General features: G+C 72.5%; 18 protein-coding genes. 8 read left to right on the top strand and 10 right to left on the bottom strand.

Annotated features, from left to right (window positions below; translation table 11 throughout):
- The first annotated feature begins 40 nt into the window (after positions 1–40).
- Positions 41–1,903, top strand: a complete 1,863-nt coding sequence (locus tag JIX56_RS16065; RefSeq protein ID WP_257541309.1) for a hypothetical protein — start codon at positions 41–43, stop codon at positions 1,901–1,903.
- Between the two features lie 130 nt (positions 1,904–2,033).
- On the opposite strand, the gene JIX56_RS16060 is transcribed toward JIX56_RS16065, so the two are convergent.
- The 3 genes from JIX56_RS16060 to JIX56_RS16050 form a co-directional block, all read right to left on the bottom strand.
- Complete coding sequence (locus JIX56_RS16060; protein WP_257541307.1) at positions 2,034–3,665, bottom strand: phospho-sugar mutase; 1,632 nt, start codon at positions 3,663–3,665, stop codon at positions 2,034–2,036.
- A gap of 268 nt (positions 3,666–3,933) precedes the next feature.
- Positions 3,934–4,758, bottom strand: coding sequence for a purine-nucleoside phosphorylase (locus JIX56_RS16055; protein ID WP_257541305.1), 825 nt, complete (start codon positions 4,756–4,758; stop codon positions 3,934–3,936).
- A gap of 127 nt (positions 4,759–4,885) precedes the next feature.
- Positions 4,886–5,323: a gamma-glutamylcyclotransferase gene (locus JIX56_RS16050; RefSeq protein WP_257541303.1), complete on the bottom strand. Its 438-nt coding sequence runs from the start codon at positions 5,321–5,323 to the stop codon at positions 4,886–4,888.
- Positions 5,324–5,536: 213 nt separating this feature from the next.
- Here JIX56_RS16050 and JIX56_RS16045 point away from each other — a divergent pair, with 213 nt between their 5' ends.
- Positions 5,537–6,985 (top strand): NAD(P)H-quinone dehydrogenase, encoded by a 1,449-nt coding sequence (locus JIX56_RS16045; protein WP_257541301.1) that lies wholly within the window; start codon positions 5,537–5,539, stop codon positions 6,983–6,985.
- Between the two features lie 109 nt (positions 6,986–7,094).
- Positions 7,095–8,102 (top strand): DeoR/GlpR family DNA-binding transcription regulator, encoded by a 1,008-nt coding sequence (locus tag JIX56_RS16040; protein ID WP_257541299.1) that lies wholly within the window; start codon positions 7,095–7,097, stop codon positions 8,100–8,102.
- A gap of 18 nt (positions 8,103–8,120) precedes the next feature.
- Here JIX56_RS16040 and JIX56_RS16035 read toward each other — a convergent pair whose 3' ends face one another.
- Both JIX56_RS16035 and JIX56_RS16030 read right to left on the bottom strand, forming a co-directional pair.
- Complete coding sequence (locus JIX56_RS16035) at positions 8,121–8,687, bottom strand: TetR/AcrR family transcriptional regulator (protein WP_257541297.1); 567 nt, start codon at positions 8,685–8,687, stop codon at positions 8,121–8,123.
- A 209-nt stretch (positions 8,688–8,896) separates the two neighbouring features.
- Positions 8,897–10,672, bottom strand: a complete 1,776-nt coding sequence (locus JIX56_RS16030; protein WP_257541295.1) for an acetyl/propionyl/methylcrotonyl-CoA carboxylase subunit alpha — start codon at positions 10,670–10,672, stop codon at positions 8,897–8,899.
- Positions 10,673–11,088: 416 nt separating this feature from the next.
- Between JIX56_RS16030 and JIX56_RS16025 the strand changes: the two genes are divergently transcribed.
- On the top strand, positions 11,089–11,520 hold the full coding sequence (locus tag JIX56_RS16025) for a hypothetical protein (protein WP_257541293.1): 432 nt from the start codon (positions 11,089–11,091) through the stop codon (positions 11,518–11,520).
- On the opposite strand, the gene JIX56_RS16020 is transcribed toward JIX56_RS16025, so the two are convergent.
- The 4 genes from JIX56_RS16020 to JIX56_RS16005 form a co-directional block, all read right to left on the bottom strand.
- Positions 11,489–12,118, bottom strand: coding sequence for a Maf family protein (locus JIX56_RS16020; protein ID WP_257541291.1), 630 nt, complete (start codon positions 12,116–12,118; stop codon positions 11,489–11,491). The two genes, JIX56_RS16025 and JIX56_RS16020, sit on opposite strands and share 32 nt — an antisense overlap.
- Before the next feature lie 236 nt (positions 12,119–12,354).
- Complete coding sequence (gene mmpB, locus JIX56_RS16015) at positions 12,355–12,483, bottom strand: morphogenic membrane protein MmpB (protein ID WP_257541290.1); 129 nt, start codon at positions 12,481–12,483, stop codon at positions 12,355–12,357.
- A gap of 72 nt (positions 12,484–12,555) precedes the next feature.
- Entirely contained in the window at positions 12,556–12,765 is a 210-nt protein-coding gene (locus JIX56_RS16010) for an acyl-CoA carboxylase epsilon subunit (protein WP_257541288.1), read from the bottom strand.
- A gap of 17 nt (positions 12,766–12,782) precedes the next feature.
- Positions 12,783–14,372: an acyl-CoA carboxylase subunit beta gene (locus JIX56_RS16005; RefSeq protein ID WP_257541286.1), complete on the bottom strand. Its 1,590-nt coding sequence runs from the start codon at positions 14,370–14,372 to the stop codon at positions 12,783–12,785.
- 171 nt (positions 14,373–14,543) lie between these two features.
- Between JIX56_RS16005 and JIX56_RS16000 the strand changes: the two genes are divergently transcribed.
- Positions 14,544–15,437 (top strand): biotin--[acetyl-CoA-carboxylase] ligase, encoded by an 894-nt coding sequence (locus JIX56_RS16000; protein WP_257541284.1) that lies wholly within the window; start codon positions 14,544–14,546, stop codon positions 15,435–15,437.
- 235 nt (positions 15,438–15,672) lie between these two features.
- A complete protein-coding gene (locus tag JIX56_RS15995; protein ID WP_257541282.1) occupies positions 15,673–16,836 on the top strand; it encodes an adenylate/guanylate cyclase domain-containing protein in 1,164 nt (387 codons plus the stop codon).
- A 536-nt stretch (positions 16,837–17,372) separates the two neighbouring features.
- Here JIX56_RS15995 and JIX56_RS15990 read toward each other — a convergent pair.
- The gene (locus tag JIX56_RS15990; protein WP_257551552.1) at positions 17,373–18,074 is read right to left on the bottom strand and encodes a hypothetical protein; all 702 of its coding nucleotides are present in this window, start codon (positions 18,072–18,074) and stop codon (positions 17,373–17,375) included.
- Positions 18,075–18,529: 455 nt separating this feature from the next.
- Here JIX56_RS15990 and JIX56_RS15985 point away from each other — a divergent pair, with 455 nt between their 5' ends.
- The gene (locus JIX56_RS15985) at positions 18,530–19,369 is read left to right on the top strand and encodes an enoyl-CoA hydratase/isomerase family protein (RefSeq protein ID WP_257541280.1); all 840 of its coding nucleotides are present in this window, start codon (positions 18,530–18,532) and stop codon (positions 19,367–19,369) included.
- Positions 19,370–20,220: 851 nt separating this feature from the next.
- Positions 20,221–21,390: a GGDEF domain-containing protein gene (locus JIX56_RS15980; RefSeq protein WP_257541278.1), complete on the top strand. Its 1,170-nt coding sequence runs from the start codon at positions 20,221–20,223 to the stop codon at positions 21,388–21,390.
- The last annotated feature ends 372 nt before the right edge of the window (positions 21,391–21,762 follow it).

Here is a 21,762-nt window from a genome sequence, read left to right as displayed (position 1 = left end):
GGATGCGTTGGGCCACGGCGGCCGGAGTGTCCACAGAACGATGAGTACGAACCTTGAGCCCCACCCCCAGCCCGGGCCCCCACCGCCGCTACGGCTGCCCGCGTCCGCCGTGCCCGAGGGCTGCGTCGCCTGGAGCGGGGAGAAGATGGAGGTCTGGGCGCGGACCCGGCCGCCCGTGTGGGTGCCGGCCCGTACGCGACCCCTGCACCTCCTCGCCGTGGTCCCCGGCGGCCTGATCGTCGGCTTCTGGCTGGCGAACTTCGCGGGCGTGCCCGCCGCCCTCGCCGCGCTGGTCCCGCTGCAACTGGTCTGGACCCTGGTCAGGCCCGAGGTCGTACGGTTCTCGGCGCCCGTTCTCCTGCTCCTGCTGGCCTGGCACGGGGGCAGCCGCGACGTGGCGACCCTGCTGGGCTCCCTCGCCGTGACCTTCACCTGGGCCATGGCCGAGATCCGGCTGAGCAAGCGCAGGCTCCAGCGGCAGTGGGCCCTGTCGGCCGCCGAGGGCGCGACGGCCACGGTGCCGGACGAGGCGGGGCCCTTGCGGCGTGGCCGGTTCCTCAGCGGGCTCGGCTGCGTGCTGACCGTACTCGGCGCGGGGCTGCTCTCCCTCGTCTCCGGCTGGGACGTCGCCACCGACCGGCACGAGGTCACGCTCGTCGGCTGGTTCGTGGCCGGCTGGGGGCTCACCTCGCTGCTCTCCGGGTGGCTGGGCCGCCGCCGGGCCGCCGCGCTGCGGGGCGCTCCCGTGCCGGTGCTCCGGGTGCTCGTACGCGACGGCGCCGACGGCGACGCCGAGGTCTTCGCCGCCCACGACGTGGCGGCACTGCGGCCGCTGTTCACCGTCGCGGCCGAGGAGTGGTACGAGGAGGACGAGGAGCGCGTCAGCGAGGAGGAGCTGGACGAACTCCTCGGCACCAGCGAGAACGACGACGATGACGATGACGACGAGCAGCCCGGCCCCCTCCGCGAGGCCGTGCTGTACGGGCCGCCGCACGAGGGCGCCGAGGTCGTGATCGTCAGCGCGGCGGAGAAGCCGGCGGGACCGGAGACGCCGGAGGGACCGGAGACGCCGGAGGGACCGGAGACGCCGGAGGGACCTCAGGGGCCGGACGGACCGGGCGAGTCGGAGCGGCCGGGGGATCCGCAGGGGCCGGTGGACCTGGAGAAGCCGGGAGAGCGAGCGGACGCGAACGGCTCCGAGGGGCCCGGCGATTCGCCCGCGGAGCTGGTCGTCGAGTCGTCGACCGGGCCGGTGCGGCCGCTCTCCGACCGGGCCGTACGGCGCCGGACCGCCGCGCAGCAGGCCGGGGCGAGGCGGAGCGCGGTCCACGAGGAGCTGCGTGCCACGGCCGCCACGGAGAGCAGGGCGCGGCTGGGCGACGAGCCGGTACCCCTGCGGCGCTGGCGCGCGGGGTGGCCCGACTGGACCGCCGCCCTCTTCATGATCGTGGCGATCGTCGTCATCGGGCTCTACCCGAACGGGCTGAAGCAGTACGTCCTCGGTGGCGTCCTCGGCGTCTTCGGAGTCCTGGTGCTGCCCCAGATGCTGGCCTGGCGCATCACGGCCGACCGCGCGGGCCTGTGGCTGAACGACTGGCGGGGGACACGGCACATCGAGTGGGACCACCTCATGACCGTCCAGTGCTCCGGTGCCGTGCTGACGGTGGACAGCCTCCGGGCGTCGTTCCCGACCTGGACGGTCCGTGCGGAGCGCTGGCACTGGCTGGAGCGGAAGCTGCGCCTCGTCCACCCGTACGAGAGGACCGCCGCCGAGATCACCGCCATGTGGCGGGAGCCCGCGCTGCGGCCCGGCGGGGAGTACGCGGGCCGAGGCCTGCCGCTGTGGCCGTTGAGCGTGGTGCTGGCCGTGGCGTGGGTGGCGGCGCTGGTGCTGGCGCCGTAACTCGCTCCCAGGCCGCTCCCAGGCCGCTCCCTGGCCGTTCCCCGGACGCTCCCCAGCCGTTCCCCGGCCCCGGACACACGGAGGCCCCAGCCGGATCACCGGCTGGGGCCTCCGTGTGTCCGGGGCCGGGTCAGATACCCGCCGCCGCCGACAGGTCCTGCTTGATCCCGGTCAGCAGGCCGGCCGCCTTCGCGCGGGCCGCCGGGAGATCGGCGTGGGCGGCGACCGGCACCACGACCTCCAGGTAGCACTTCAGCTTGGGCTCGGTGCCGCTGGGTCGGACGATCACGCGGGCGCCGTCGAGGGTGTAGCGCAGGCCGTCCGTGGGCGGGAGCCTGTCCGTGCCCCGGGTGAGGTCCTCGGCCTTGGTGACGGCCAGACCCGCGAGGGCGGTCGGGGGGTGCTCGCGGAGCCGCTCCATCGCACGGGCGATGAGCGAGAGATCCTGGACGCGGACCGAGAGCTGGTCGGTGGCGTGCAGACCGTGCTCGACGGCGATGTCGTCCAGGAGGTCGAGGAGCGTACGGTCCGCTTCCTTGAGCTCGGAAGCCAGTTCGGTGATGAGAAGGGCCGCGGTGATGCCGTCCTTGTCGCGTACCCCCTCGGGGTCGACGCAGTAGCCGAGGGCCTCCTCGTAGCCGTAGCGCAGGTCCTCGACGCGGGCGATCCACTTGAAGCCGGTGAGGGTCTCCTCGTAGGCGAGGCCCGCCTTCTCGGCGATCCGGCCGAGGAGGGAGGAGGAGACGATCGACTCGGCGAAGGTGCCGCGTGCGCCGCGCCGGACCAGGTGCGTGGCGAGGAGCGCGCCCACCTCGTCGCCGCGCAGCATCCGCCAGTCCGCGCCGTCCTTCACCGCCACCGCGCAGCGGTCCGCGTCCGGGTCGTTCGCGACGATCAGGTCGGGGTCCGTCTCACGGGCCTTCGCGAAGGCGAGGTCCATCGCGCCCGGCTCCTCCGGGTTGGGGAAGGCGACCGTCGGGAAGTCCGGATCCGGGTCGGCCTGCTCGGCGACGAGCACCGGCTCGGGGAAGCCGGCCCGGGCGAACGCGGCGACGAGCGTGTCCTTGCCGACGCCGTGCATGGCCGTGTAGACCGTCCGGGCGGTGCGCGGGGAGCCGGGGGCGAGGACCGCGTCCGTACGGGCCAGATAGGCGTCCAGGACGGTGTCGTCGAGGGTGTCCCAGCCGGCCTCGGGGCGGGGGACGTCGTTCAGGGACGGTACGGCGGCGATCTCGGCGGCGATCTCCGCGTCGGCCGGGGGCACGATCTGCGAGCCGTCGCCCAGGTAGACCTTGTAGCCGTTGTCGCGCGGCGGGTTGTGGCTGGCCGTGACCTCCACGCCCGCGACCGCGCCCAGATGCCTTATGGCGAAGGCCAGGACGGGCGTGGGCAGGGGGCGGGGCAGGACGGCCGCGCGGAGGCCGGCGCCGGTCATCACGGCGGCCGTGTCGCGGGCGAAGTCGGCGGACTTGTGGCGGGCGTCGTAGCCGATCACGACGAGGCCACCGGTGGCGCCCTTCTCGCGCAGGTACGCGGCGAGGCCCGCGGCGGCGCGGATGACGACCGAACGGTTCATACGCATCGGGCCGGCGCCGAGTTCGCCGCGGAGGCCTGCCGTGCCGAACTGGAGGGTGCCGGAGAAGCGGGCGGTGAGTTCCGCCGTGTCCGCCCCGTCGATCAGCTTGGCGAGTTCGGCACGGGTTTCCGGGTCGGGATCCTCGGCCAGCCACGCCTTGGCGCGGGCGATCAGGTCGTCGTGCACGGGGGGTCAACCTCTCGTTCTGTGCCTGTGTGTGGGGCCGATTGTCCTCGCCCCCGCCGCGGTGGGCTGTTCGGGTGCGGGTGGGTGGGGGCTGGTCGCGCAGTTCCCCGCGCCCCTTGACGGCATGGGTCGCGCCCGGCGTCTTTCAGGGGCGCGGGGAACTGCGCGAGCAACCACAACCCACCCGCACCCGCCGTACAAGCCGCATCCCCCCGAGCTCTCCCGCGTTCTCCCGCAATCTCCCGCGAGGGCGCCGCGGAGCCCTCGCCTACAGCCGGTTCAGTACCTGGGTCAGCAGCTCACCCATGCGCGTCGCCGAGTCGCGGCCCGCCTGGAGGACCTCCTCGTGGTTGAGGGGCTCCCCGGTCATGCCGGCGGCGAGGTTGGTGACCAGGGAGATGCCCAGCACCTCCGCGCCCGCCTCACGCGCGGCGATGGCCTCCAGGACCGTGGACATGCCGACCAGGTCCGCGCCGATGACGCGGGCCATGCGGATCTCGGCCGGGGTCTCGTAGTGGGGGCCGGTGAACTGCGCGTAGACGCCCTCCTCGAGAGAGGGGTCGATCTCCTTGCAGAGGGCGCGCAGGCGCGGGGAGTAGAGGTCCGTGAGGTCCACGAAGTTCGCGCCGATGATCGGCGACGTGGCCGTCAGGTTCAGATGGTCGCTGATCAGGACCGGCTGGCCGGGCCGCATGCCCTCGCGGAGACCGCCGCAGCCGTTGGTGAGGACGATCGTCTTGACGCCGGCGGCGACGGCGGTACGGACGCCGTGCGCCACGGCGGCGACGCCGCGGCCCTCGTAGTAGTGGGTGCGGCCCAGGAAGACGAGCGTGCGCTTGTCACCGATCCGGTACGAGCGGATCTTGCCGCCGTGGCCCTCGACCGCCGGCGGCGGGAAACCGGGCAGCTCGGTGACCTGGAACTCGGCCTCGGGGGCGCCGAGCGCGTCCACGGCCGGGGCCCAGCCGGAGCCCATCACGAGGGCGACGTCGTGGGTCTCGGCACCCGTCAGCTCGCGCAGGCGCGCGGCTGCTGTGTCGGCGGCGGCATGGGGGTCGCCCTGGATGTCGTCCGGAAGAAGAGATGCGTTCACGCGATGAGGGTATCCGGTCCCGGCCTACGCGCGTAGATGATGGGCCGCACGGGATGGGGATCGTTGTCTTGTCGTTTCCAACAGCGGGTTCGGGCCGAGGGTGTGCCTCGCCCCCTTCGGCCGGCCCTCAACAGGGGCGCTTGCGCAGTTCCATCACGTAGTCGTGGGGCGCGCCCGCCGACTCCGCCGCGTCCGCGACCTCGCCCAGATAGCGGGCCGAGGGCAGGCCGCCCTCGTAACCGTTGAGGACGTAGACCCAGGCCGCCTCCTGGCCCTCCAGCGTGTGTACGCGGATCCGCATCCGGCGGTATATGTCGAGGCCGACGCCGACCCAGCGGTCCATCGCCTCCTCGTCCATGGGGGCGATGTCGTACAGCGCCACGAAGACCTGGGAGCGCGGCGCCTCGACGACCGTGGCGAGCGCGCCCTCCCAGCCCATGTGCTCGCCGCCGAAGGTCAGCCGCCAGTCGTTCAGCCAGCCGGTTGCGCGCAGCGGGGAGTGGGGGGCGCGGCGGGACATCAGCCGCGCGTCCATGTTGCCGGCGTAGGCGGCGTAGAGCGACATGGGGGAGAGAGTACGGGAGCGCTCCGCTTCGGGCCGGGTGCCCAAGGGGGTGGCGGGGGCTGTGGTGTGGCGGCCGCGGGTGCGTTGTGGCTGGTCGCGCCCGCGCGGCGGAGCCGCATATGTCACAGCCCCGCGCCCCTCAAAAGCAAGAGCGCGCCCGGAATCAGGAGCGCCCGCACCCCGACGAAGTGGCATCGGCCGTCGTACGGGACAATGGAGTACGTGACTCGGATCGTGATCATCGGTGGCGGACCCGGCGGATATGAAGCGGCGCTGGTGGCCGCGCAGCTCGGCGCGGAGGTGACCGTCGTGGACTGCGACGGTCTGGGCGGGGCGTCGGTGCTGACCGACTGCGTGCCGTCGAAGACCCTCATCGCGACGGCCGAGGTGATGACGACCTTCGACTCCTCGTACGAGGAGCTGGGGATCATCGTCGCCGACGACACCCCGCACATCGACACGCCCGCGCGTGTCGTCGGGGTGGACCTGGGCAAGGTCAACCGGCGTGTGAAGCGGCTCGCGCTGGCGCAGTCGCACGACATCACGGCGTCGGTGACGCGCGCGGGCGCGCGGGTCATGCGCGGGCGCGCCCGACTGGACGGCCAGCAGGATCTGGACGGGTCGCGCAAGGTCGTCGTACGGGCCGCCGACGGGTCCGAGGAGACGCTGACCGCCGACGCCGTGCTCATCGCCACCGGTGGGCATCCGCGTGAGCTGCCCGACGCGCAGCCGGACGGGGAGCGGATCCTCAACTGGACGCAGGTCTACGACCTGGACGAGCTGCCCGAAGAGCTGATCGTGGTCGGGTCCGGTGTGACCGGTGCCGAGTTCGCCGGCGCCTATCAGGCGCTCGGCTCGCGCGTCACGCTCGTATCCAGCCGTGATCGCGTGCTGCCGGGCGAGGACCCGGACGCCGCCGCCGTCCTCGAGGACGTGTTCCGGCGGCGCGGCATGAACGTCATGGCGCGGTCCCGGGCCCAGTCCGCCAAGCGGGCGGGGGACCGGGTCGAGGTGACGCTCGCGGACGGGCGGGTCATCACCGGCTCGCACTGTCTGATGGCCGTCGGCGCCATCCCCAACAGCGCGGGGATGGGGCTGGAGGAGGCCGGGGTCAAGGTCAAGGAGTCCGGGCACATCTGGACCGACAAGGTGTCGCGGACCAGCGCCCCCGGCGTGTACGCCGCCGGTGACGTCACGGGTGTCTTCGCACTCGCCTCCGTGGCCGCCATGCAGGGCCGTATCGCCATGTACCACTTCCTCGGCGACGCCGTGGCCCCGCTGAACCTGAAGACCGTGTCGTCCAACGTCTTCACCGATCCCGAGATCGCCACCGTCGGCTACACCCAGGCCGACCTGGACGCCGGGATCATCGACGCCGTCGGGGTGAAACTGCCGCTCCTGCGCAACCCGCGCGCCAAGATGCAGGGCATCCGGGACGGCTTTGTCAAGATCTTCTGCCGGCCGGGCACCGGCATCGTGGTGGGCGGTGTGGTCGTCTCCCCGCGCGCCTCGGAACTGATCCACCCCATCTCGATCGCGGTCGACAACAACCTGACCGTGGAACAGATCGCGAACGCCTTCACCGTGTACCCGTCCCTGTCGGGCTCGATCGCCGAGGTCGCGCGCCAGCTGCACACGCGCAAGTCCGGTGGCGGGGTCTGACCGGACCTGGGCGGGTCCGGGACCGTTCCTGTCCCGGTTGGGCCCTATATCACTTCTCGCCCCACCATGCGAACAACTTCTGCTATTCGGCGCAAACTGCTGAAAGCAGATGGTCGTTGGCGTTACTGTCAGTTTCGTGTTCGCTGCAGAACGTCGCCAATTGATCCTCGAAATGGTGCGGGCCAATGGAGCCGTGTCGCTCCGTGAGCTCGCCCGCGTCGTCCAGACCTCCGAAGTGACCGTACGGCGGGACGTGCGCGCTCTGGAGGCAGAAGGACTCCTCGACCGCCGACACGGCGGTGCGGTATTGCCGGGTGGGTTCACGCGAGAGTCCGGCTTTCCGCAGAAGTCTCATCTCGCGACCGCCGAGAAGACGGCCATCGCCGACCTCGCCGCGAGCCTCGTCGAAGAGGGCGAGGCCATCGTGGTCGGGGCGGGGACCACCACGCAGGAGCTGGCACGCCGGCTCGCGCGGGTCCCCGGGCTGACCGTCGTCACCAACTCCCTGTTGGTGGCTCAGGCGCTGGCCCATGCCAACCGTGTGGAGGTCGTGATGACCGGCGGCACCCTGCGCGGTTCCAACTACGCCCTGGTCGGCTCCGGCGCCGAGCAGTCCCTCCAGGGGCTGCGCGTCTCCAAGGCCTTCCTCTCCGGGAGCGGACTGACCGCCGAGCGCGGCCTGTCCACGTCCAACATGCTGTCGGCGTCCGTCGACCGCGCGCTGGTCCAGGCCGCCGCCGAGGTCGTCGTCCTCGCCGATCACACCAAGCTCGGTACCGACACGATGTTCCAGACGGTGCCGACCGATGTGATCACCCGGCTGGTCACCGACGACCCGCCGGGCCACGACGACCGCGCGGTCACCGAGTTGCAGGCCCTGGCCGATCAGGGCGTGCAGATCTCCGTGGCCGGCGCGTCGGGCGGCGGTGGTACGGGAGGTGATCCCGTCCCGGCCCGCCAGTCGCGCCGGGACGTGCCTCTTCCCGGTCCCCGCCGCAACCAGGTCCACGGCTCGGCGCCGCAGTTGCGCAGCGCCACGGTCCTGGGGGACCAGCCGCCGGCCGGTGAGCGGGAGCGGGAACGCGCGGCTCGGGTCGCGGACCTTCGGCGCCGGTAGGCCGCGCCGCCGCGCCGGTCACGGCTTCAGGCCGCGCAAGGTCAGCGTCAGCAGGCGGTCGGCCAACTCCGGATCGTCCGGGGTTTCCTCGGCCGCCAGCGCGATCGCGTGGGTGAGCTGGAGCAGGTCGCCGATGGACACGTCGTCGCGTACGGCGTGCGCCTGCTGTGCCCGCCGCAGGAGAGCGGTGCCCGCCTCCCGGATGGGGGCGCAGCACCGGGCCAGCTCCGAGGCGTTCCCGTCCTCGGCGCGGGAGTCGGTGTATGAGACCGCCATCAGGGCCTGGGCGAGACCTCGGTATTCGCCCGCGTGGGTGATGATGTCGCGCAGCCAGGTGACCAGGGCCGCGCATGGCTGGGCCGCGTCGAGTTGTTCTCGGGCTCTGGCCAGCAGGTCGGCCACGGCTTCCTCGAAGACCGCGCTCAGCAGGGCCTGGCGGTTGGGGAAGTGGCGGTAGAGGGTGCCGATGCCCACGTCTGCCCGGCGGGCGATGTCCTCGAGCGAGGCGGTGGTGCCATGGGCCGCGAAGGCGAGGCGGGCCTCTGTGAGGAGGCGCTCGTGGTTGCGGCGGGCGTCGGCTCGCATGGGCCGGGTCGTCCCCGCGGGTGCCTCTGCGGGGGGCCGGGCCGGGGTGGTGCTCACCTTGGCGTTCACCTGCTCTCTTCGCTGCGTGGCGTCTTCAGCCTAAGAGCTCGGGTGATAGGGGTTGTTGCGCGGGTGCCGGTCGGATGTGGCTGGTCGCGCAGTTCCCCGCGCCCCTAAAAGCAAAGGGGCGCGGGGGTGTCACGTGCGGGTCAGTCCTTGATTTCGCAGATGGCCGCGCCGGAGGTGATGGAGGCGCCGACCTCCGCGCTGAGGCCCTTGATGGTGCCGGAGCGGTGGGCGTTGAGGGGCTGTTCCATCTTCATGGCTTCGAGGACGACGACGAGGTCGCCCTCGTTGACCTCCTGGCCCTCTTCGACGGCGACCTTGACGATGGTGCCCTGCATGGGGGAGGCGAGGGTGTCGCCGGAGGCGACCGGGCCGGACTTCTTGGCCGCGCGGCGCTTGGGCTTGGCGCCCGCCGCGAGGCCGGTGCGGGCCAGGGTCATGCCGAGGGCGGAGGGGAGGGAGACCTCCAGGCGCTTGCCGCCGACCTCGACGACGATCGTCTCGCGGTCCGACTCGTCCTCGGCCTCGGCGGTGTCCGTGGGGGCCACGAAGGGCTTGATCTCGTTGACGAACTCCGTCTCGATCCAGCGGGTGTGGACCGTGAAGGGCTCCGTGGATCCGGTGAGTTCGGGGGCGAACGCCGGGTCGGTGACCACCGCGCGGTGGAAGGGGATCGCCGTGGCCATGCCCTCGACCTGGAACTCCTCCAGGGCGCGGGCCGCGCGCTGCAGCGCCTGCTGCCGGGTGGCGCCGGTGACGATCAGCTTGGCCAGGAGGGAGTCCCAGGCCGGGCCGATCACACTGCCGGGCTCCACGCCCGCGTCCAGGCGGACACCGGGGCCGGCGGGCGGGGTGAACGTGGTGACCGTGCCGGGGGCAGGGAGGAAGCCCCGGCCCGGGTCCTCGCCGTTGATGCGGAACTCCAGGGAGTGGCCGCGCAGCGGCGGGTCGTCGTAGCCCAGCTCCTCGCCGTCGGCGATGCGGAACATCTCGCGGACCAGGTCGATGCCGGTGACCTCCTCGGTGACCGGGTGCTCCACCTGGAGGCGGGTGTTGACCTCCAGGAAGGAGATCGTGCCGTCGGTGCCGACCAGGAACTCCACCGTGCCGGCGCCGACGTAGCCGGCCTCCTTGAGGATGGCCTTCGACGCCGCGTACAGCTCGGCGTTCTGCGCCGTGGAGAGGAACGGCGCCGGGGCCTCCTCCACCAGCTTCTGGTGGCGGCGCTGCAGGGAGCAGTCACGGGTGGAGACGACGACCACGTTGCCGTGGCTGTCGGCCAGGCACTGGGTCTCCACGTGACGCGGCTTGTCCAGGTAGCGCTCCACGAAGCACTCGCCCCGGCCGAAGGCCGCCACGGCCTCGCGGACCGCGGAGTCGTACAGCTCCGGGACCTCCTCCAGGGTGCGGGCGACCTTCAGGCCGCGGCCGCCGCCGCCGAAGGCCGCCTTGATGGCGATCGGCAGACCGTGCTCCTCGGCGAACGCGACGACCTCGTCGGCGCCCGAGACCGGGTCCGGGGTGCCCGCCACGAGCGGGGCGCCCGCACGCTGGGCGATATGACGGGCCGCCACCTTGTCACCCAGGTCGCGGATCGCCTGCGGGGGCGGGCCGATCCAGATCAGATCCGCGTCCAGGACGGCCTGCGCGAACTCCGCGTTCTCCGAGAGGAAGCCGTAACCCGGGTGGATCGCGTCCGCACCGGAGTCCTTCGCGGCCTGCAACACCTTGGCGATGTCCAGGTAGCTGGTCGCCGGCGTGTCACCGCCCAGCGCGAACGCCTCGTCCGCGGCCCGCACATGCAGCGCGTCCCGGTCCGGATCGGCGTACACGGCCACGCTCGCGATCCCGGCGTCCCGGCACGCCCGGGCGACGCGGACAGCGATTTCGCCTCGGTTGGCGATCAACACCTTGCGCACGATGGCTCCCTCTCCTTGAAACAAGCCGAGTTTAGGGACTGCCGACACGGCGTTTCGACCCGTCCACAATGGTGAGCTTGCCCACACGGAGCGTGAACCGGGGCTCGCTCGACCGGCGAAATCCCTTGTCGCACAGCATTGCGCAGGACTCCACTCGGAAACCCTAGCCCTCCGATGTGGTCAAGGTCTCTGTGCGGCAGCGCTGCGGCCGGTTGGGTTTCTTTGTGGAGTCCCTACTAATGGCCCAACGATTCTTTGCTCCCGTGAGAACCCTTGTCCCGGGGTTTACCCGTTAGTAGCGTTCACGATGTCTCGAACACCTACTTGGGGTAACGGGTGGTTGTGCGAGGCGCGGAGAGAGCCGCGTGCACGCACGGCGAGAGCGGCAGGACGACAGTGGAAGTGGGTGGGGGCCGGTGATCCGCAGACCGGTGGCGGTGGTCACGGCGATCGTGCTGTTCGTGGAGGGGCTCGGGATCGCCGGGCTGCAGTGGCTCCTCGGCACCGTCGTCGACCGGCAGAAGATGTCGCTCGCCGGGCTCGATCCGGACGCGATGTCCGTGTCGACGAAGGCCGGGGGCGTTCTCTTCGGCCTCTACTTCGTCTTCTGCGGCGTGGTCGCCCTGCTCGTCGCGCTGCGCAACCGGCCCGCCGCCGGGCTCGGGCGGATCCTGCTCATCAGCGTGGCCGTCGTGCACGGGCTGCTCGGGGCGCTCACGGTGGGGCTGGTGGGGTGGGGCGCGTTCGCGTTCATGATGGTGGGGCTGGGGCTGGTGCTGCTGACGCTGATGACGTACGACCGGCCGGACGGGGTTGTCACCTCTCGCGAGGCGTCCACAACTCCGTGATTCCCACGCCCAGTTGGGCCAGCAGGCGGCGGACCAGGGGCAGGCTGATGCCGATGACGTTGCCGTGGTCGCCGTCGATGCCGTCGATGAACGGGGCCGAGCGGCCGTCGAGGGTGAACGCCCCCGCCACATGGAGGGGCTCGCCGGAGGCGACGTACGCGGCGATCTCCTCGTCGGTGGGGTCGCCGAAGTGGACGACCGTGGAGGCGGTCGCGGAGGCGTAGCGGCCGGTGGCGGTGTCGTAGACGCAGTGGCCGGTCTGGAGGGTGCCGGCGCGGCCGCGCATGGACTTCCAGCGGGCGGTGGCCTCCTCGGCGTCGGCGGGCTTGCCGAGGGCTTCGCCGTCGAGGTCGAGGACCGAGTCGCAGCCGATGACGAGAGCGCCCTTGACCTCGGGTTTCGCCGCCACGACGGAGGCCTTCGCCTCGGCCAGGGCGAGGGCCAGGTCGGCGGGGGTCGGGGCGGACACGGCGTCCTCGTCCACGCCGCTGACGATCACCTCGGGGGACAGGCCGGCCTGGCGGAGAAGGTTGAGGCGGGCGGGGGACTGGGAGGCGAGCACGAGGCGGCGGCTGGGGCTGGGCTGCTGAGAGGTCATGCGGTCAGGGTATCGACGGGATGGTGCGGCTTTCCCGCCGTGGGGGTTGGGGCGCCTTGGGTCCGGTGGGTGGGTCGGGGGCGCGCCGGGGGGTATCCGTCCTCGGAACGGCGCGGAATCGGTCGCCTGGGAAGTTCGACCTGTTGACGCGCCAACCGCTGCGGGCGGACACCCCCCAGCGCGCCCCCTTCGCGCCGTACGCGGCTGCCTCGACGTCGGGCGGCTGCCCGTCCCGCTCAGAGGATGCCAAGGACGAACATCGCCAGGAGCATGGCCAGGGCCATGAGGATGCCGAGCCGCCGAAGCATGGCCTGCGTGTCGCGCAGTTCCTTCGGCGGCTCGTTCTCAGGGTCGGACCAGAGCATGCGTCGATCGTGCGTCGGCCGGGGGGCCGGGCGCCTGAGTACGCGTACTCAATTCGGTAGGGGCGGTTCCGCTCAGCCGGGCCAGTAGGTGCGGCTCCACGTCGTGGGGCCCGGCGCCGGCAGGCGGTGGGCCGCGATGCGGGACGGGTCGGACCAGGAGTCGCGGGGGGAGGGCGCGCCGGGCGGCTCGGTGGCTGCCGCCGCGGCGCGCGCCCGGACGACCGCCAGTGCGGCGGCCAGCTCCTCCGGGGTCGGATTGCCCCGTACGACCTTGATGGTCATGTCGGCTCCCAGCAGACCTAGAGGGGGATGTTGCCGTGCTTCTTCGGGGGGAGGGATTCCCGCTTGGTGCGCAGTTGACGCAGGCCGCGGATGAGGTGGCGGCGGGTCTCGGACGGCATGATCACCGCGTCGACGTAACCGCGCTCGGCCGCCGTGTAGGGGTTGAGGAGGGTGTCCTCGTACTCCTGGATCAGGCGGGCGCGGACCTCCTCGCGCTCCTCCTCGGAGGCCGCGGCGATGGTGCGGCGGTGGAGGATGTTGACCGCGCCCTGGGCGCCCATGACGGCGATCTGTGCGGTGGGCCAGGCGAGGTTGAGGTCGGCGCCGAGGTGCTTGGAGCCCATGACGTCGTAGGCGCCACCGAAGGCCTTGCGGGTGATGACCGTGATGAGGGGGACGGTCGCTTCGGCGTAGGCGTAGATCAGCTTGGCGCCTCGGCGGATGATGCCCTCGTGCTCCTGGCCGACGCCCGGGAGGAAGCCGGGGACGTCGACGAAGGTCAGGACCGGGACGTTGAACGCGTCACAGGTGCGGACGAAGCGGGCTGCCTTCTCGGAGGCGTCGATGTCCAGGCAGCCCGCGAACTGCATCGGCTGGTTGGCGACGATGCCGACCGGGTGCCCCTCGACGCGGCCGAAGCCGGTGAGGATGTTCGGGGCGAAGAGGGCCTGGGTCTCGAAGAACTCGGAGTCGTCCAGGACGTGTTCGATCACCGTGTGCATGTCGTACGGCTGGTTCGCGCTGTCGGGGACGAGTGTGTCCAGCTCGCGGTCCTCGTCCGTGACGGCGAGGTCGGCCTGCTCCGGGAACGCCGGGGGTTCGCTGAGGTTGTTCGACGGCAGGTAGGAGAGGAGCTGCTTGACGTACTCGATCGCGTCCTTCTCGTCGCCCGCCATGTGATGGGCCACGCCAGAGGTCGCGTTGTGCGTGCGGGCGCCGCCCAGCTCCTCGAAGCCGACATCCTCGCCGGTGACCGTCTTGATGACGTCCGGGCCCGTGATGAACATGTGCGAGGTCTGGTCGACCATGACCGTGAAGTCGGTGATCGCGGGGGAGTACACGGCACCGCCGGCGCAGGGCCCCACGACCAGGCTGATCTGCGGGATGACACCGCTCGCGTGGGTGTTGCGGCGGAAGATCTCGCCGTACATGCCGAGGGCCATGACGCCCTCCTGGATACGGGCGCCGCCGGAGTCGTTGATGCCGATGACGGGGCAGCCCGTCTTGAGGGCGAAGTCCATCGCCTTCATGATCTTCTGGCCGAAGACCTCGCCGAGGGAGCCGCCGAGGACCGTGAAGTCCTGGGAGAAGACGGCGACGGGGCGGCCGTCGACCGATCCGTAGCCGGTCACGACTCCGTCGCCGTACGGGCGGTTGTTCTCCATGCCGAAGTCCGTGGAGCGGTGCCGGGCGAACTCGTCGAACTCCACGAAGGAGTCCTCGTCGAGGAGCAGTTCGATCCGCTCGCGGGCCGTCAACTTGCCCTTGGCGTGCTGTTTTTCCACCGCGCGCTCGGAGCCGGCGTGCGTCGCCTCATCGATACGGCGCTGCAAGTCCGCGAGCTTTCCCGCGGTCGTATGAATGTCGATCTCTTCCGGCTCGGACATCGGGATGTGGCTCCCTGCCTGCTCAATGGGGACGTGAGGGTGGTGAGGGTGAAGAGGGTGACCTGCGTTGTATCAGTACGTGCTCAGACGTGACAGCGGTTACTCATCCGTAGAGTAGTGCTGTGCCTACCGTTCAGCAGTGCGGCGTTTACCACACCTAGGCTGGGTTGCATGACGCCGCGAGATGCCTCAGACGACGCGAACGACAGGTTCGACGAGCCGGACCGGCCAGGCCGTGGCCCGTGGTCCGACCTGGACCGGCCGCCCCTCAACTCCGCCTCCCTGCGCCGGGCGCTGATCCGGGAGGGAGGGCTGTGGAGTTCCCTGGACGTGGTGTCGCTCATCGGCTCCACCAACACCGACCTCGCGGGGCGGGCCGACCGGCTTCCCGAGGGGGCCGTCCTCGTCGCCGAGGAGCAGAACGCGGCGCGCGGGCGCCTCGACCGGACCTGGACCGCGCCCGCGCGCTCCGGGCTCTTCTTCTCCGTCCTCCTCAAGCCGGGCGACGTGCCCCTCCAGCACTGGGGCTGGCTGCCACTCCTCACCGGTGTCGCCGTGGCGACCGGGCTGTCCCGGGCCGCCGGCGTCGATACGGCACTCAAATGGCCCAACGACCTGCTGGTGACCGTGGCCGGTGAGGAGCGGAAGGCCGGTGGCATCCTCGCGGAGCGTGCGGGGGCGGAGGGTGTCGTGGTCGGTATCGGTATCAACGTCAGCCTGCGGGAGGACGAGCTGCCGGTGCCCACGGCCGGGTCCCTGCTGCTCGCCGGTGCGGCGAACACCGACCGTGATCCACTGCTGCGGGCCGTGCTCCGGTCCCTGGAGGACTGGTACGGCCGCTGGCGTGCCGCCGGGGGCGACGCTTCGGCGAGCGGCCTGCAGGAGACCTACGCCGCCGGGTGCGCGACCCTGGGGCGCAAGGTGCGCGCCGAGCTGCCCGGGGACCGGTCGGTCGTGGGAGAGGCCGTGGCGGTGGACGGGGACGGGCGGCTGGTCCTCGCGACGGAGGACGGGGTGCAGGAGCCGGTGGGGGCGGGGGACATCGTGCATCTGCGGGCTGTGTGACGTGTGGGGGCGTTGGTGCTTGGGCACCCGGGGGTTGTGCTGGGCGGGGGCGGGTTTCGGCGACGGCGGGGGTCCGGGGGCGCGGCCCCCCAGGGGCCTCGCATCAGTGCCGGGTGCCGTAAAGGCGCAGGGCAGCCACCATCGGTCCCACCTGACGGAGTGAGCTGGCGCACACCTGCCGTAGAGTTGAGGCCGGTCGAGTACGTGACCGCGGGAGATCGGAAGGGCAGCAGGCGTGAGCGTCGAGGACACGGGGTCCGGCACGGACGCGCATGGCCGCGTGGAGCCTCCCCCGCTCTCGGCGTCTGTCGAGCGAGGGGATTCCCACGGCGCGGACGTCGGTGAGGAGGACCCGCTGGCGCTGCGGCTCGAAGGGCTCATTCTCGGGGCCGAGCGCCGCTACACCCCCTTTCAGGCGGCGCGCAGCGCGGGCGTGTCCATGGAGCTGGCGTCCCGCTTCTGGCGTGCCATGGGCTTCGCGGACATCGGCCAGGCCAAGGCGCTGACCGAGGCGGACGTACTCGCGCTGCGGCGGCTCGCCGGTCTCGTCGAGGCGGGGCTGCTGAGTGAGGCCATGGCGGTGCAGGTGGCCCGTTCCACCGGGCAGACCACGGCGCGGCTCGCCGAGTGGCAGATCGACTCCTTCCTGGAGGGGCTGACCGAGCCGCCGGAGCCGGGGATGACCCGGACCGAGGTGACGTATCCGCTGATCGAGCTGTTGCTGCCGGAGCTGGAGGAGTTCCTCGTCTATGTCTGGCGGCGTCAGCTCGCCGCCGCCACCGGGCGGGTCGTGCAGGCCGCGGACGACGAGGAGATGGTCGACCGGCGGCTGGCGGTCTGCTTCGCCGACCTCGTCGGATTCACGCGCCTGACCCGTCGTATGGAGGAGGAGGAGCTCGGCGAGCTGGTCGAGGCCTTCGAGACCACGGCGGCGGATCTGGTGGCCGCGAACGGTGGCCGGCTGATCAAGACCCTGGGCGACGAGGTCCTGTACGCCACCGACGACGCGGGCGTCGCCGCCGAGATCGCCCTCCGCCTCATCGAGACCATGGCCAACGACGAGACGATGCCCGAGCTGCGCGTCGGCATGGCCTTCGGGACGGTGACGACCCGGATGGGCGACGTCTTCGGTTCGACCGTGAACCTCGCGAGCCGGCTCACCTCGATAGCGCCGAAGGACGCGGTCCTCGTCGACGGCGCCTTCGCCGAGGAGCTGACCCGCACCGGCGAGGCCCCCGCCTCCGAGGCCGAGGCCGCCGAAGCCGCGGCCGCCGCGGAGAAGGAGGGCGAGGAACCGCCGACGTACCGCTTCGCCCTCCAGCCGATGTGGCAGCGGCCGGTGCGTGGTCTGGGCGTGGTCCAGCCGTGGCTGCTGACGCGGAGGCCGGGGAAGCCGTGAGGGTGTCGGCCGCGTGAGGGTCGCGGCCGTGTGAGGGTCGCGGCCGTGTGAGGGGTGCGGCCGTGTGAGGGGTGCGGTTGTGGGGGTGTGGGGGTGTGGGTGTGTCGGTGGGCTTGTGGGGCGTGAGCTGCGTGGTCTGGGGCCACGTGGCTCGGGCTGGGTGCCTGGAGCTGGGTGGCCTGGGGGCTGAGTGCGGGCGGCGGAGCCGTGTGGGTCTGAGGCGCTGACGGTTCGTCGTGTCCAGTGAGCCGTGCGGTGGCTGCGGGGCCGTGCCGGCGATGCAGCCCTGTTCGTGTCGCCGGGGACAGGGGTAGCGGCGGGCGTCTGGCCCTGCCGCCGTGGGCCTCGCGGGCCGGGAGCTTCCTGCCGCTGATGCTGTCCGACCCCGCTGTCGGCGCCCTGACGCTGCGGCCGCGGAGGTCTCGCTGCCCGAGGAGTGCCTGCCGCTGCCGGCGGGCTTCCTGCCGTTGTCGCCGCCGGGCCCCGCTGTGGGCTTCACCTGGGGCCATTGCCCTGCCCGCAGCGGGGTGCTCCCGTCACCGGCTCAGGGTGTCGTTGACGCACAGTCCGACGATCGGGACGCACAGGCCCGGCTTTGTGGGCTTGGCGGGGGTTGCGGTGTCGCCGGGGGTGGTCGGGGAGTCGGGGGCGGTCGGCTGCTCGGGTGCTGCCGCTGGTGGCTGGGTGGGGGCCGGTGGGGTGGGGCGGGGTGTTTCGGGGGTGCGGGCCGCCGGCGTCGTGTCTTCGGCGGCCGGGTTCCTGGGGAGGTTCCGGGAGCCTGGTCCGGAGGGGATCGCGACGCCGATCGAGGGGGCGGGCGAGAAAGTCGAGGGGGTCGGTGTGGGGGTGGTCGCTCCCGGCGACTGTGGCTGCGTCGATGCGGGGTTTCCGCCGCCCATCGGGGTGTCGGCGGTCGGGGTCCCCGGGCCCGCCGAGGGCTCGTTCCCCACGGTCGCCCCGGCGTTGGCCGCATCGTCCGTGACCTCGTCCGCCGCCCTCGGTGCCGCGCCCGCCGCCCCGGCACCACCACCGGCCGGATCCGACGCCAGCCGTAGGAGACTCAGCGCCCCCGCCGCCAACGCCATCCCACCCACCGCGAACAGCAACTTCCGGGGCCGGGGCCGACGGTGCCGCCCGCGCGGACGGGGAGCGGGGTGGCCGGGATGGATCCCGGTTTGGTCCGAGTGCTCCGCCGATGACCCGAGCGCGCCGGGCGAGACGGCCGTCGGGGCCTTCATGGACGTGGCGGACGGCATCCAGGGCGCCGATGCCGCCGACGTCGCCGCCGACATCGACGGCCCTGAGGTCCCGGAGGGTGTGGGTGTCGCAGGCCTCGCCCCTATGCCCGGAGCCCCTTGTGGCGCCCGGCGTGGCACTGTCGTGCTCGGTGTCGGCATGGTCGCCGTGTTCGTCGTCATGGTCCGTCCCTCCCCTGCGCGCCCGTGTCCCCCGGTGCGCCTGTGGCGGAGCGCAGGTTATGCGGCGTGATGGGCGGCGTGGCCGGACAAGGGGTGGATGTCACTCGAACGAGAAAACGGCCGCCGGGGTTGCCGTGGGGCCGTGCCCGCGATGTCACCGGCGAGTTGCTGCCCGTGAGATCACCGGGCACGTCCCCGCCCGGGCTTTCCCCGGAGGGGCCCGGCTGCGATGATCGGGACGACGGTAGTTAACCCGCGTTAACCGGGAGGGTGTCATGGGCGACGGCGCGGCAGTGGAGCGGGCGGCTGGGGCGGGGCAGGGGGACGAGCGGCGCTACGGCGAGTTCGTCGTCGTACGGCGGCACGCGTATGTCGCCGAGCTCGTCCTCGACCGGCCCAAGGCCATGAACGCGGTGTCGACCGAGATGGCCCGTTCCATCGCGGCGGCGTGCGAGGCGCTGGCCGCCGACCGGGACGTACGCGTGGTCGTGGTGACGTCGACGCATGAGCGGGCGTTCTGCGTGGGGGCGGATCTGAAGGAGCGGAACTCGTTCAGCGACGCCGATCTGGTGCGGCAGCGGCCCGTCGCTCGGGCGGCGTACACCGGTGTACTGGCGTTGCCGATGCCCACCGTCGCCGCCGTGCACGGCTTCGCGCTGGGCGGCGGCTTCGAACTCGCTCTGTCCTGCGACCTGATCGTGGCCGACCGTACGGCGGTGGTGGGGCTGCCCGAGGTGTCGGTGGGGGTGATTCCGGGCGGCGGGGGTACGCAGTTGCTGCCGCGTCGGGTGGGGGCCGCGCGTGCGGCCGAGCTGATCTTCACGGCGCGGCGGCTGGAGGCCGTGGAGGCGCTGGAGTCGGGGCTCGTGGACCAGTTGGTGGAGGAGGGGCGGGACCGGGACGAGGCGTTGGCGCTGGCCGCGCGGATCGCCGCGAACTCGCCCGTCGGGCTGCGCGCGGCCAAGCGGGCGCTGCGGCTCGGCCATGGGCTCGACCTGCGGGCCGGGCTGGAGATCGAGGACGCGGCATGGCGTTCGGTGGCGTTCTCGGGGGACCGGGCGGAGGGCGTCGCCGCCTTCAACGAGAAGCGGAAGCCAGACTGGCCGGGGGAGTGACCCACGCGGCTCGTGTGCGGCGTGGCCGGCCGGGGGAGTGACGCGCGGGGACATCGGCCTGTTCGGCCGGGAGTGACCCGCCGGGCCCCGTGCCCGATCTGGCGGGGGAGTGGCCCACGGGCTCGCCTGCGGCGTGACTGGCCGGGGGAGGGATGCGCGGGGACACCGGTTTGTTCGGCCGGGAGCGACCCAGCGGGCTCCCGTGCCGCAACTGGCCGGAGTAGTGACCTGTGGGGCACCAAGACTTGACCGGTCGGGTGTGACCCGCCGGCCCCCGAGGGCCGACTGGGTGTCCGACTGACCCCGGGGGGTGACCCGCGAGCTCGCCCACTGCCCCGGCTGGTCAGGCGCGACACGCGGGTCGCCTCGGAGCACGCCTGGCCAGGGGCGCCCTGCGGGCCTACCCGGAGTCCGACGACCTGCGGCACCCGGAGCCAGGCCGGCCGGACGTGACGCGGGGGCCCGCTCGGAGCCCGGCTGGCCGGGGGGTGCCCCAGGGGGCCCGCCCGGGAGTCCGACCGGCCGGGGGTGATCCATGCGCCCCCGGAGGCCGACGGCTTGCGGCACCCGGAGCCCGACGATCCGTGGACCTACCCGGAGTCCGACGACCCGCAGCGCCTGGAGCCAGGCCGGCCGGACGTGACGCGGGGGCCCGCCCGGACCCGGCTGGCCGAGGGGTGCCCCGGGGGACCCGCCCGGGAGTCCGACCGGCCGGGGGTGATCCATGCGCCCGCCCGGAGCGCGGTGGGTCGGCGCGCGGGCAGGGGCCGCACTCGCCGCTGCTCTCAACCCGTACCCCTGTTCGCCCCACCAACGTCCCAAATCGCCTCAAAGCTCCCTAGCCTGGGGTGATGGGAGAGGACAGACGGCTGAGGGCTGTGGTGGCGCTGGCGCGTGGGATGGCCGGGGCGCACACGCCGCGTGAGACGTGGTGGGCGGCCGCTGACGGCTCGTGCCGGGCCTTGTCGGGCAGTTTCGCCGCGCTGTCCGTGTGGGAGCGGGAGCGTGGGCTGCTGCGGGTGCTCGTCAATGTGGGGAAGCGGGCGGCGGACGAGGAGGAGTTCCCCGAGGACGAGACGTACCCGGTGCACGAGTTCCCGGAGATCGCGGAGTTTCTGCACGAGCGGTGGCTGGAGGGCGGCGAGCCCAACGCCTGGGTGGAGACGGCGGCCGGGCCGGTCGCCGGGCGGCGCCCCGGCGGCTACTGCCATCAGCGGGTCGCGGCGCTGCGCCGACGCGGGCGCGGCTGCTGCGTGGTGGCGCCCATCGTGCTGAACGGCAGGGCGTGGGGCGAGCTGTATGTGGCCCGACCCGCCGGGGAGCCCGTCTTCCACGGCGACGACGCCGCGTTCGCCACCGTGCTCGCCTCGGTCGTGGCGGCCGGGATCGCGCAGTCCGAGCGGCTGGAGGAGGCCCGGCGGCTCGCCTTCACCGACCCCCTCACCGGGCTCGGCAACCGGCGCGCGGTCGACCTCCGGCTCGACGAGGCGATGGAGGCGCACCGGCGCGACGGCACGGTGATCAGCCTCGTCGTCTGCGACCTCAACGGTCTGAAGAAGGTCAACGACTCCTTCGGGCACGCGGTGGGGGACCAACTGCTGGAGCGCTTCGGCTCCGTGCTCTCGCGTTGCGCGGCCGCCCTGCCCGAGGTGCTGGCCGCACGGCTCGGGGGTGACGAGTTCTGTCTGCTCGCGGTGGGGCCGTCGGCGGACGAGGTGGTACGGGTCGCCGGTGACCTCTGCGTACGGGCGCGGGAGCTGGAGCCGGGCGAGGGGGTCGCCTGCGGAGTGGCCTCCACCGGGGACCCGATCGGGCCGCTGCGCTCGGCCCGGCGGCTCTTCCGGCTCGCCGACGCCGCGCAGTACCGGGCCAAGGCCGCCGGTTCCGTGGAGCCGGTCGTGGCGGGCCGTGAGGGTGACGGGGGAGAGGACCCGGTGGTCAGCCTCGCCGACCGTCCGCCCGCTCCGGTCGATCCCGCTCACCCGGGGGACCGGCGCCGCATTCGAGGGCGCCGGTCCTAGGGCGGTCCGCGCGACGGGTCGAGTCGGCGCACGGTCCTGGCCGCCCACGGCCAAGGGGGGAGTGGGCCGTGGGCCGGTCCGGGGGTGAGGGAAAGTGCGGCGGAGGGGGCTCCGGCCGCGCGTCATCGCGTGCTTCGACCTTATGGGGAAGGGGCGCCAAAAGGGCTCTGACCTGCCGGATTCTGATCAACCTCGGAGGGTTCTCTGATTGTTCTCCGATGCGTTTCTGATCTACGCGGATAGCCTCGCCGTCGGGTGTCCGTGGCTGTTGGTGGCTGTCCGTGGCCACCGGAAGCGGCCCGCGGCCCGAGGTAAGGGCCTCTTCTGCCGTGCGGTCGTGACATTCGGCGATTCAGTCCCTACGATCCTGAA

The organism is Streptomyces sp. CA-210063, assembly GCF_024612015.1.
GTDB lineage: Bacteria > Actinomycetota > Actinomycetes > Streptomycetales > Streptomycetaceae > Streptomyces.
The sequence above is the reverse complement of the archived record's forward strand: the minus strand, read 5'-3'. Positions and strand labels throughout refer to the sequence as shown.

What these genes read in the sequence shown, in the direction of transcription:
- JIX56_RS16065 (WP_257541309.1), top strand. Translation starts at nt 41, where the DNA reads ATGAGTACGAACCTTGAGCCCCACCCCCAGCCCGGGCCCCCACCGCCG.
- JIX56_RS16050 (WP_257541303.1), bottom strand. Translation starts at nt 5,323, where the DNA reads ATGTCGCTCTACGCCGCCTACGCCGGCAACATGGACGCGCGGCTGATG.
- JIX56_RS16045 (WP_257541301.1), top strand. Translation starts at nt 5,537, where the DNA reads ATGGAGTACGTGACTCGGATCGTGATCATCGGTGGCGGACCCGGCGGA.
- JIX56_RS16040 (WP_257541299.1), top strand. Translation starts at nt 7,095, where the DNA reads ATGGTCGTTGGCGTTACTGTCAGTTTCGTGTTCGCTGCAGAACGTCGC.
- JIX56_RS16035 (WP_257541297.1), bottom strand. Translation starts at nt 8,687, where the DNA reads ATGCGAGCCGACGCCCGCCGCAACCACGAGCGCCTCCTCACAGAGGCC.
- JIX56_RS16020 (WP_257541291.1), bottom strand. Translation starts at nt 12,118, where the DNA reads ATGACCTCTCAGCAGCCCAGCCCCAGCCGCCGCCTCGTGCTCGCCTCC.
- mmpB (WP_257541290.1), bottom strand. Translation starts at nt 12,483, where the DNA reads ATGCTCTGGTCCGACCCTGAGAACGAGCCGCCGAAGGAACTGCGCGAC.
- JIX56_RS16010 (WP_257541288.1), bottom strand. Translation starts at nt 12,765, where the DNA reads ATGACCATCAAGGTCGTACGGGGCAATCCGACCCCGGAGGAGCTGGCC.
- JIX56_RS16005 (WP_257541286.1), bottom strand. Translation starts at nt 14,372, where the DNA reads ATGTCCGAGCCGGAAGAGATCGACATTCATACGACCGCGGGAAAGCTC.
- JIX56_RS16000 (WP_257541284.1), top strand. Translation starts at nt 14,544, where the DNA reads ATGACGCCGCGAGATGCCTCAGACGACGCGAACGACAGGTTCGACGAG.
- JIX56_RS15990 (WP_257551552.1), bottom strand. Translation starts at nt 18,074, where the DNA reads ATGAAGGCCCCGACGGCCGTCTCGCCCGGCGCGCTCGGGTCATCGGCG.
- JIX56_RS15985 (WP_257541280.1), top strand. Translation starts at nt 18,530, where the DNA reads ATGGGCGACGGCGCGGCAGTGGAGCGGGCGGCTGGGGCGGGGCAGGGG.
- JIX56_RS15980 (WP_257541278.1), top strand. Translation starts at nt 20,221, where the DNA reads ATGGGAGAGGACAGACGGCTGAGGGCTGTGGTGGCGCTGGCGCGTGGG.